Origin of the sequence: Nonomuraea basaltis (assembly GCF_005893125.1) — a bacterium.
Lineage (GTDB): Bacteria > Actinomycetota > Actinomycetes > Streptosporangiales > Streptosporangiaceae > Nonomuraea > Nonomuraea basaltis.
On the sequence record NZ_VCJS01000591.1, the window covers coordinates 1 to 989 of the forward strand.

Genomic DNA, 989 nt, shown 5'->3' on the forward strand with positions numbered 1-989 from the left:
GGGGCGGGGCTGCGGGTCGCGGAGGACGGGCTGGTCGTGGGGCTGCCGGAATTCAGCGAGGCGATCGTGCCGCATCTGCCGATAGAGCTGCTCAGGGAGCGGCTGGGGCCGTGAGCCATGGTGGCGTGCGTACTGTGGAGTCGGCACGCGATCGTGGAGGTTGGATGCGGGTCGGGATTCTGGGGCCGCTTCAGGTGGCGGGGGCCGCGATCGGCGGGGCTCGGGTGCGGGCGCTGCTGGTACGACTGGCGCTCGATCCCGGGCGCGTGGTGACCGCGGACCGGCTGATCGACGATCTCTGGCCCGGCGAGGCGCCGGCGCATCCGCCGGCGGCGTTGCAGTCGCTGGTGTCCCGGGCGCGGCGCGAGGCGCCTGGGATCATCGCCTCGCATCCCGCCGGATACGTGCTGGACGTGCCGCCCGGTGAGGTGGACGCCTGGGCGTTCGAGCGGCTGGTCCGAGGCGGCGACGTCCACCGGGCGCTGGCCCTGTGGCGGGGAGCGGCGCTGGCGGACGCCGACGGCCTGCCGTTCGCGGTGGCTCCGGCGGCCCGGCTGGCGGAGCTGCGGCTCACCGCGCTGGCCACCAGGATCGCGCTCGACCTCGCCGCCGAAGGCCCGGGTGGTGGGGGTGATCTCGTGGCGGAGCTGGAGGAGCTGGTCGCCGCGCATCCGTTGCGGGAGCCGTTCCATGCCCTGCTGATGCGGGCGCTGGTGGCGAAGGGGCGGCGCGGGGAGGCACTGGCCGTCTTCGAGCGGATCAGAGCGGATCTGGCGGGCGAGCTGGGTGTCGATCCGGGGCCCGAGGTGCGGGAGGCGCACCTGGAGGCGTTGCGGGACGCGGAGGCGGCGCCGCGGACCAACCTGCCTGCCCGGCTCACGAGCTTCGTGGGGCGATCGGATGATATTTCCCGGCTTCGGGGATTACTCGCCGGCGGCGTGCGGCTGGTCCTGTCTCTTATACACCTCTCCGCGCCCACGCGACCCTAA

At 73.9% G+C, this 989-nt stretch carries 1 protein-coding gene; it reads left to right on the top strand.

The window, feature by feature from the left end; genetic code table 11:
• Window positions 1-164 precede the first annotated feature (164 nt).
• On the top strand, window positions 165-989 hold the full coding sequence (locus EJK15_RS69555; protein WP_138720966.1) for an AfsR/SARP family transcriptional regulator: 825 nt from the start codon (window positions 165-167) through the stop codon (window positions 987-989).

What these genes read in the sequence shown, in the direction of transcription:
- EJK15_RS69555 (WP_138720966.1), top strand. Translation starts at nt 165, where the DNA reads ATGCGGGTCGGGATTCTGGGGCCGCTTCAGGTGGCGGGGGCCGCGATC.